The following is a 9,173-nucleotide window of genomic DNA, read 5'->3' as shown; positions in this document are numbered from 1 at the left end:
TGCTATTTATGTTTAGATCATTTCTAATATCAATTTATACGTATGAAAATATTAATAAACTTATCAAACTAAATCTTCTCCCACAACTACTATTTTTATCTTTGAAACAGGTCTACTTATTCTAGTTATAACAACTTGAGTGCATATACTTTCAGTAGACTTGCAATTAGCACAAGACCCTTTTAAATAACAAGGAGTTTTTAAATCGTTAAAACGTTGAATATTTATTGGCGCTGCTATATTTCTAGCTCTGCTTATAGCATCATCAAGTGTTTTACAGACCTTATTAACTCCAACTATCATAACTACACTCTTTGGACCGTAGCACAAAGCAGCAACACGGTTTCCGTTACCATCTATGTTTACAAGTACGCCATCTTCAGTCATAGAATTAGTACTCATTAAAAAAGTATCACATAAAAGAGATTGTCTCATTAAGTGAACACGTTCTTCTGGAGATTTTGCACTATCTCTATCTATAACTTGGCGGTTTTCTTTTACATAATTTAAAAGGCCTATTTCATCTATTGAAACAGAACCACCCCATGATACAACATCATCTTCTGGAATTAATTCGATAGCTTTTTTTAAAGCATCTTCTTTTGTTTGACAATAATAAGCATCGAAATGTCTTTTTTGAAGATTTTCTACTACTTTAGCTCCTAATAAATCATATCTAATCTCTTTTGATTTATTTCTTTCCATTTTTAATCCCCTCCAATTTTGTTTTAAAAATATTGAAATTAAGACTTTTTTGTCTTTTACTTGTATGGTATTATTTTAGCATAATTATTAGAAATATGTATAAATATGTTAATATATTTGTAGATATATAAGAAATAATAAGATTATATAAAGGTTGTGATTTTAATTGGATTTTAATATAAATAAACTTGATATAGATAAATTAAGAAATATAATTTCCTATTATAAAAAGAATGTAAAAAATATTTCGCTAGATGAAATCTATAAAATAGAGACAATAAAAACATTTCAACAAAATTGGGATATAAACGCAAAAGATTTTTATGAAATGATTTCGAATTCATTTTCAAAGAGTAAAAACTTATTGGCGTCTCGAAATTATTTTCCTAAGAATATGATTTTATACTTTGCACAAAAAGATCCAGAGATGGTAAGAGAGATGTTCGTAAATTTATTTAATGAAACGATAAGTTTATATAGAAGAATAGATTCTTTTAGGGATTCATCTGATATGCTTTTAAAACAATATGGAAATGAGAATATGAGCAATCATTATCAATACTTAAATGCTATAAGCACATATTTATTCTTTAGATTTCCCGAAAAATACTGTATTTATAAAGAAGGTAAATTTAAAGCTTTTGCAAGTAAAATAGGATATGATAATATCCCTAAAAGAGGAAGTTTTGAAATTTTAGAAGCTTATTACAATATGTGTGATTTGGTTTTAGAAGTTGTTAAAAGTGATGAAGAGTTAGTACAAAGGGCATTTAGTAGATTTAATGGTTTAAATTTTGGTGATAATGGTCTACATCTAATTGTAGAGGAGATTATATATATTGGCAGTAGACTGAATTTAGATTTAATAAAAGAAAATTATAGAGAATATGAAAAAAATCAAGAAAAAGATGTAATAAAAGAATGTGATGAGATTTATACAAAACAAGATTTTTTAGATGAAGTTTATATAACAGAAAAGGATTATAATTTCTTAGTTCGACTTTTAGATAGAAAGAAAAATATTATACTTACTGGAGCGCCTGGAATAGGAAAGACATTTTTATCTAAACGCTTGGCATATTCTATTTTAGAACAAAAAGCTGATGATAAGATAGAATTTGTTCAATTTCATCAAAATTACTCATACGAAGATTTTATAATGGGATATAAACCAAGTAAAGAAGGATTTGCACTTAAATACGGTGTATTTTATAATTTCTGTAAAAAAGCAGAACAAAATCCAAATGATAAATATTTCTTTATTATAGACGAGATCAATAGAGGAAATTTGAGCAAGATATTTGGAGAATTAATGATGCTTATAGAAAATAATTATAGAGCTCAAACTATCAAGTTAGCATATGGTGACGAGAAATTTAGTGTTCCTAAAAATATCTATATAATCGGGATTATGAATACTGCAGATAGAGGTATTGCCATGATAGATTATGCACTTAGACGTAGATTTAGTTTCTTTGATTTGAAACCAGCTTTTGAAAATGAAAGATTTATGGATTATATCAAAAGTTTTAAAAGCGAAAGAATTATAAATTTAGTTGAAAAAATTAAAATATTAAATAAAGAAATAAAAGAAGATTTTTCATTGGGTGAAGGATTCTGTATAGGTCATAGTTACTTTTTTAGCGATGAAATATCTAAAGAATGTAGTTTAGATGAAATAGATATGTATATTGAAGAAGTTATTGAGTTTGATATAATACCACTTTTAAAAGAGTACTGGTTTGATGATTATGATAAGCTTGAAAAATGGGAAAAAATATTGAGAGATATAGTTAATTAGATGGTGGTAGCATGATAAAAGACAAAAGTATTTTTATAAAAAACATATATTATATGCTGTCATATGTATATACTCATTTAATACAAAAAGACTACAAAGATATAGATGTTGAAGTGTTTGACAATATAGGAGATATATTAGCAGTTATTTTGTTTAAAATTGTTTCGAAACAAGTTAAACGAGGTCTTATAAAAGAATATAAAGCTGAAGAAGACGAATTATCAGTATTGACTGGGAAAATAAATATAGAGAAATCTATAAAGTTAAAGGCAAACAATAAAAACAAACTTTATTGTGAGTTTGATAAATTATCTATGGATAATTATCTAAACAGTATAATTAAGACTGCAATGTATGTTTTAGTACTATCAAAAGATATATCATCTCAAAATAAAAAGAATCTTAAAAAGTTAGTGCTTTTATTTTCTAATGTAAATACTTTAGAAGTAAATGAAATAAGATGGAATGATATAAAATACAACAGACATAACGCAAATTATAGTGGAATAATAAATATATGTTATTTGATTCTAAATGATTTGCTTATGACAACAGAAGATGGAGAGTATAAGGTTGCGGAATCTTTAAGTGAAAAGAAAATGTGCAGTATATATGAAAAATTTGTACTTTCTTATTATCAAAAACACTATCCAAGTTTAAGACCAAAAGCATCTAAAATAAAGTGGAACTTAGACAATGAACTAGATAAATTTTTGCCAGAGATGAAAAGTGATATAACACTAACATATGGTGAAAATATTTTGATTATAGACACAAAATACTATTCACAATCTATGCAGAAAATAGAACTATATAACAGCAAAACAATACACTCAAATAATTTATATCAGATATTCACTTATGTAAAAAATAAGGATATAAATAAAAATGGAAAAGTATCGGGAATGCTTTTGTATGCAAAAACTAATGAAGATATAATACCAAATAGTGAATATATAATGAGCGGAAATAAGATAATGGTGAGAACTTTAGATTTAAATAAGGACTTTAAGTTTATAGCACAAAGTTTAAATAAAATAGCATCTGATTTAATAAATTCATAATAGTTATAACAGAATAAAAATATCTCAAAAGTAATCAGAAATTATAATTTAATAATTCTATGGTAAAAAATGGGTTGAAAATACTATAAAAAAGGTATATAAATTATAATAAAAGACTTGGGGGAGAGATTATGAGTTCACTGATTACTATAGACTGGGATTATTTTATGAATTATATGAATCATTGGAATGGCTCATATATAGAAAATGACAATAATATAAATAAGCATTGGTATAAAAAATACTATGAAGAAAAGAGAAGGGGAATAGATATTACAAAGAGTATGAATGTAGGAGATGAGGTGTATAATTTTTGGCCAATATTAAAGAAAAACGTAGATTTTAAAAAAGATACAAAAGTTCTGCTCACCGAATCACATTTAGCAGCATATAAAATTGCGATTGATAACAAAGTTGATTCAGTTATTTCGTTTGATTCACATTCTGACCTTGGATATCAAGGTCTTGATTCATTTAAGTTTGAAGTAAATTGTGCAGATTGGCTTGGAAAATTACTTTATGAAGGCAAAATAAAACAAGCCAATATAGTTTATGGACCTTATACAAATGAACATAGTGACCAATTTAAAGAAATAAACGAAGCTTATAATATAAATTATTTGAGTTTAGAAGAAGTAAAGTGTGAAGAACCTTGCAAAATAATACATATATGCCGTTCTGGGTGTTGGAGTGCACCATGGTTAGACAACAAATTCAAAGCATTTGTATTTGAATCAGGATTTGAATTCGAAAATATAGATATAAAAGAAAGAAATTGGAATCCTGCAAGTATAAGTCTAGCAGATCAAATCGACTATATGTTGTATGGCTAAAATTTATAGAGATATTATATAAAGTAGGACTGTCAAGATGACAGCCCTTATTTTTGTGTGAAAATAATTAAATTATAGGAATTCTTTTTATAAAAATAGTTATGCTACAAAAATGTAATATTAATGAAATATACATCAATATCTCAAAAATTGAAAACTGCCTATAATAATAAATATAAGATACGATGAATTTAGGAGGAATAAATATGAAAAATATTTTAAGTGTTGAAAAAATAGAAAAATACTATGGAAATAAAGGAAATATAACAAAAGCCATTGATAATATAAGTTTTAAAGTTGGAGAAGGGGAATTTGTTGGAATTATGGGACCGAGTGGTAGTGGTAAAACAACACTTCTTAACTGTATTTCAACAATAGATAAAGTTACAACAGGAAATATAATTATAAATGATCACGATATAACAAGATTAAAATCAAAAAAACTAGATAAATTTAGACAAAATGAATTAGGATTTATATTCCAAGATTTTAACTTACTAGATACATTAACTGCATATGAAAATATAGCATTAGCACTTACTATAAAAGGTGAAAAAACTTTTAAAGTAGATTCAAAAATAAAAGAAGTAGCAAAATATCTAGAAATAGAAAAAGTACTAGATAAATATCCTTATCAGATGTCAGGTGGGCAAAAACAAAGAGTTGCATCTGCAAGAGCTATAGTTACAGAACCATCACTAATACTTGCTGATGAGCCAACAGGAGCTCTTGATTCAAAATCAGCTAGATTATTGTTAGAAAGATTAGAAAGCTTAAATGAAGAGCTTAGCGCAACTATACTTATGGTTACTCATGATGCGTTTACAGCAAGTTATGCTCATAGAATCTTATTTATAAAAGATGGAAAAATATTTACAGAATTAGTTAGAGGAAATGATTCGAGAAAAGAATTTTTCAATAGAATAATGGAAGTAATTACGATGTTAGGAGGAGATGATAATAATGTATTCTAAGATAGCATTTAAAAATGTAAAGAAAAGTTTTAAAGATTATACTATATATTTCTTTACTTTGATGTTAGCAGTATGCATATTTTATACTTTTAACTCAATAGAATCACAAAAAGCAATGTCAGAGCTTACTTCTTCGGGAGAATGTTATGTGGAGATACTTTCAAAAGTAATATCTTATGTATCTGTATTTATAGCATTTATTTTAGGAAGTCTTATACTTTATGCAAATAACTTTTTAGTAAAAAAGAGAAATAAAGAACTTGGAATTTATATGACGCTAGGAATGTCAAAAAATAAAATATCTAAAATACTAATATTAGAGACAATAATAGTGGGGATACTTTCACTTATAAGTGGTTTAATATTAGGATTAATATTTTCACAAGGATTGTCAATACTAGTTGTAAAATTATTCGGTTTAAAAATGTCGACTTATTCTTTTGTAATATCAGGAAAAGCAATGATAAAGACAGTTTTATACTTTGGAATAATGTTCTTATTAGTTATGATATTTAACTCTTTTGTAATTTCAAAATACAAGATAATAGATTTATTAACAGTAGGAAGAAAAACAGAAGAAGTTAAATTCAAAAGCAATATAGTATATTTAATTACATTTATATTATGTGTTATTTCACTTGTTACAGCTTATAAATTAATTTTAGAAGTTGGATTACTAGGAATAAAAGATAAAAAATTCTTAATATCCATATTACTTGGAGTAGTAGGTACATTTTTATTTTTCTTCTCTTTATCAGGATTTATTTTATATATAGTTAAGAAAAATAAAAAAATATACTTTAAAGGCTTAAATATATTTATAGTAAAACAAATAAACAGCAAGATAAATACAAACTTTATTTCTATGTCAGTTATATGCCTTATGTTATTTATGACGATAGGCATGTTATCTACAGGATTTAGTTTTAAAAATGCAATAGAATCGGGACTAAAAGATTCAACACCATATGATGCAAGTGCAAATCTTTATATAGATGAAGGTGAAAAAGCAAATAATATACAAAAATCACTTGAATATATAGGTGTAAAGTTTAATAAAGAAGATAAAGTAGTTTATTATGATTTATATACAGATAATAAAACAATATCAGAAGCATTAAATTTAAATGCAAATATGAGAAGTCTAATGAATTATATGAAACTTTCTGATTACAATAAAATTAGAGCATTGGATAATCGAAATGCCATAGAATTAAATAAAGATGAAGTATTAATAACATCAAATTATGCTAATGCATTAGAAGCTATACAAAATTATGTAAAAAATAATGACAGTATAAAAATAGAAAATAAATCTTATAAAATAAAAGATAAGAAAGTTATAGAAGAAAACTTAAAAACAGATTTCATGAAAGATAATATGATCACAGTAATAGTTAACGATGATGTATGTGACAATATGACTTTAATTTCAAGCAATGTAAATGTAAACTTTGTTGGAGAGGGAAAAGAAAAAAGAGAATCTGATTTCACTAATAAAATATATTCATATAAAACTACTGATACAGATTATGATAAAATAGGATTTGTACTTGGTGCAAGTAGAACTGAGATTTATGAATCAAATAAAGGAATGACAACAATAGTATTATTTATAGGTATTTATATAGGAATAGTGTTTTTAATAAGCAGTATGGCAGTGCTTGCACTTCAACAATTAAGTGAGGCTAGTGATAGTATAGATAGATATAAATCATTAAAAAGACTTGGAGCAAGTGAAAAAGATATAAATAAAACAATATTTATACAAACTTTAGTATACTTCAGTCTTCCAGTTGTATTAGCTTTTATACATTCAGTTATTGGAATAAAAGTTGCAAATGATTTTGTATCTGTTTACAACAAACCGGATATAATGGGATCTTCACTTATAACAGCGGGAATATTTATGATAGTATATATTATATACTTCTATATAACTTATAGTGGATATAAAAATATAGTTAAAAATAAAATCCATATAAAGTAGTTTATCTACTTTATATGGATTTTTCCGATGATTGGAGGGTAATATGCAACAAATAATTATTGTAGAAGATGATCAAATAATAAGAGAAGAGCTACAAATATTTTTAAGTAAATATGGATATGATATAAAAGCACCTACAGAATTTGATAATATAGTAGATTATATATTAAAACAAAATGCAGACTTAATTTTATTAGATATAAATCTACCAGTTTTTGATGGGTATTATATATGTAGGGAAATTAGGAAAACATCTGAAGTACCTATAATAGTAGTTACAAGTAGAGATAGTGAAGTAGATGAACTTATGAGTATGAATTTGGGAGCAGATGATTTTGTAACAAAACCATATAATACTCAAATATTACTCGCAAGAATTGCTGCTTTATTAAAAAGAAGTGGGATGAATTCAAACTCAAATAGCATACTAACTTATAAAGATTTTAAGTTAAACTTATCTAATGCTACTGTAATTTATAATGATAAAAATATAGAGTTAACAAAAAATGAGGTGAAAATACTTTCTTATTTAATAAATCATAAAGGGGAAATTGTGTCTAGAGAGATTTTGATGGAGCATCTATGGAATTCGGATTTTTTTGTAGATGACAGTACCTTGACAGTAAACATAACGAGACTTAGAAAAAAACTAGATGAAATAGGAATAAAAAATGTTATAGAAACTAGAAGAGGGCTAGGGTATATAATGCGATGAGAATAGCTGATTATTTAAAAGATAAAGGGATTTTTTTAACTCTAAATTTAATGATATTTATTGTAATATCAATTTTTATGTATATTGCAGATATAAGTTTTATGATGATTTTATTTATTTTCTGTATATGGTTTTTGCCATTATTTACTTATATTTTTATAGAGTACATAAAGTATAAAAAATATTTTAATGATATGGAAAGTATATTAGATAGTTTAGATAAAAAGTATTTATTGCCTGAAGTTATGGAAGAAGCCAATTTTTTAATTGCAGAACAAATAAACGATATATTAAAAGAAGTAAGCCGAGATATGCATGAGCATGTTAAGTATTATGAAGATATGCAAAAAGAATATAGAGAATATATAGAGATGTGGATTCATGAAATAAAAACTCCGATAGCATCTAGTAAATTAGTGATAGAAAACAACTACAATAACGATATTGTTAGAAAAATAGATACTCAAATTAATAAGATAGACAACTTTGTAGAACAAGTACTTTATTACTCACGAAGTAATGAAGTGGGCAAAGATTATATTATAAAAAAAGTAGAACTAGAGCCATTAGTAAAAAAAGTAATCAAGAGAAATCAACGTGATTTTATAAGTAAAAGAATAAGTTTGGAACTTAAAGATTTAGAGCAAGTAGTTTATAGTGACTCAAAATGGATAGAATTTATTTTAAATCAGATAATAGTAAATGCCATAAAATATTCAAAAGGAAATAATGATAAAATAGAGATAGAAAGCCAAAAACAAAATAATTCAATAATAATTTCTATAAAAGATTATGGTGTTGGCATAAATGAAAAAGATATTGGCAGAGTATTTGAAAAAGGATTTACTGGAGAAAATGGAAGAAAATTCGGAAAGAGCACGGGTATAGGTCTTTATCTATGCAAGAAACTATGTGAAAAATTAGGGCTTGGATTGTATATAGATTCAAAAGAGAATTATGGAACAAAGGTGAATATTATATTCCCAACAACAGAAAATATAACAGAATGATATTAGATTTTTGAAAAAACAAAGAAGTGTATAGATAAAAATCTCTGACTTTATAAGGTCAGAGATTTTTTAGCTTAGTTT

General features: G+C 25.6%; 8 protein-coding genes. 7 read left to right on the top strand and 1 reads right to left on the bottom strand.

What is annotated here, in order from left to right:
* Positions 1 to 63 precede the first annotated feature (63 nt).
* A complete protein-coding gene (locus I4U58_RS10695; RefSeq protein WP_195931335.1) occupies positions 64 to 705 on the bottom strand; it encodes a lactate utilization protein in 642 nt (213 codons plus the stop codon).
* A gap of 166 nt (positions 706 to 871) precedes the next feature.
* On the opposite strand from I4U58_RS10695, the gene I4U58_RS10690 reads away from it, so the two are divergent.
* From I4U58_RS10690 to I4U58_RS10660, 7 genes are all read left to right on the top strand, one after another.
* Complete coding sequence (locus I4U58_RS10690) at positions 872 to 2,506, top strand: AAA family ATPase (protein ID WP_243269611.1); 1,635 nt, start codon at positions 872 to 874, stop codon at positions 2,504 to 2,506.
* Positions 2,507 to 2,517: 11 nt separating this feature from the next.
* Entirely contained in the window at positions 2,518 to 3,570 is a 1,053-nt protein-coding gene (mcrC, locus tag I4U58_RS10685) for a 5-methylcytosine-specific restriction endonuclease system specificity protein McrC (protein WP_195931334.1), read from the top strand.
* 131 nt (positions 3,571 to 3,701) lie between these two features.
* Positions 3,702 to 4,403, top strand: a complete 702-nt coding sequence (locus tag I4U58_RS10680) for an arginase (protein WP_195931333.1) — start codon at positions 3,702 to 3,704, stop codon at positions 4,401 to 4,403.
* Between the two features lie 206 nt (positions 4,404 to 4,609).
* A complete protein-coding gene (locus tag I4U58_RS10675) occupies positions 4,610 to 5,377 on the top strand; it encodes an ABC transporter ATP-binding protein (RefSeq protein WP_195931332.1) in 768 nt (255 codons plus the stop codon).
* Positions 5,367 to 7,367 (top strand): ABC transporter permease, encoded by a 2,001-nt coding sequence (locus tag I4U58_RS10670; RefSeq protein WP_195931331.1) that lies wholly within the window; start codon positions 5,367 to 5,369, stop codon positions 7,365 to 7,367. Before I4U58_RS10675 ends, I4U58_RS10670 begins: the two co-directional genes overlap by 11 nt.
* 43 nt (positions 7,368 to 7,410) lie before the next feature.
* Entirely contained in the window at positions 7,411 to 8,082 is a 672-nt protein-coding gene (locus I4U58_RS10665; RefSeq protein WP_195931330.1) for a response regulator transcription factor, read from the top strand.
* Positions 8,079 to 9,092, top strand: a complete 1,014-nt coding sequence (locus I4U58_RS10660; protein WP_195931329.1) for a sensor histidine kinase — start codon at positions 8,079 to 8,081, stop codon at positions 9,090 to 9,092. Before I4U58_RS10665 ends, I4U58_RS10660 begins: the two co-directional genes overlap by 4 nt.
* The last annotated feature ends 81 nt before the right edge of the window (positions 9,093 to 9,173 follow it).

Origin of the sequence: Clostridium sp. 1001270J_160509_D11 (genome assembly GCF_015667935.1) — a bacterium.
Taxonomy (GTDB): domain Bacteria; phylum Bacillota; class Clostridia; order Peptostreptococcales; family Peptostreptococcaceae; genus Intestinibacter.
Note: the sequence above shows the minus strand (reverse complement) of the source record. Positions and strands in the feature narration are given on the sequence as shown.

Excerpts from the sequence above, each read along its gene's own strand:
- I4U58_RS10680 (WP_195931333.1), top strand. The coding sequence starts at position 3,702 with ATGAGTTCACTGATTACTATAGACTGGGATTATTTTATGAATTATATG.
- I4U58_RS10675 (WP_195931332.1), top strand. The coding sequence starts at position 4,610 with ATGAAAAATATTTTAAGTGTTGAAAAAATAGAAAAATACTATGGAAAT.
- I4U58_RS10695 (WP_195931335.1), bottom strand. The coding sequence starts at position 705 with ATGGAAAGAAATAAATCAAAAGAGATTAGATATGATTTATTAGGAGCT.
- I4U58_RS10665 (WP_195931330.1), top strand. The coding sequence starts at position 7,411 with ATGCAACAAATAATTATTGTAGAAGATGATCAAATAATAAGAGAAGAG.
- I4U58_RS10670 (WP_195931331.1), top strand. The coding sequence starts at position 5,367 with ATGTATTCTAAGATAGCATTTAAAAATGTAAAGAAAAGTTTTAAAGAT.
- mcrC (WP_195931334.1), top strand. The coding sequence starts at position 2,518 with ATGATAAAAGACAAAAGTATTTTTATAAAAAACATATATTATATGCTG.
- I4U58_RS10660 (WP_195931329.1), top strand. The coding sequence starts at position 8,079 with ATGAGAATAGCTGATTATTTAAAAGATAAAGGGATTTTTTTAACTCTA.